At 44.5% G+C, this 317-nt stretch carries 1 protein-coding gene; it reads left to right on the plus strand.

The genetic code is table 11. The features are described from left to right. A partial coding sequence (locus A3860_RS41025) for a YDG domain-containing protein (RefSeq protein ID WP_158085186.1) occupies positions 1 to 317 on the plus strand: 317 nt, incomplete at both ends.

The raw sequence follows: 317 nt of genomic DNA on the forward strand, positions 1-317 counted from the left end.
ATTGTTTATACGACAAATTCAACCGGCGTTATCACCGTTCGGGATATTAACGTAACGGCCCAAGCCGACAGCCGTTTTTATAATGGTACCACCAGTTCAAGCGTTTCTCCGCAAGTAGACGCTTTACAAACTGGTGATGTAGTTGGCACAGCACCTACGCAGGCATACGATACAAAGAATGTCGGAACCAGCAAGACTCTTACCGCGAGCGGTCTTATTATCAACGATGGCAATAGTGGCAATAACTATCATATTCTGTATACGGGAAATAATACTGGCATAATTACCGTCCGGGATATTAATGTAACCGCCCAAAC

The organism is Niastella vici (assembly GCF_002077945.1).
In the GTDB taxonomy this organism is placed as follows: Bacteria; Bacteroidota; Bacteroidia; order Chitinophagales; family Chitinophagaceae; genus Niastella; species Niastella vici.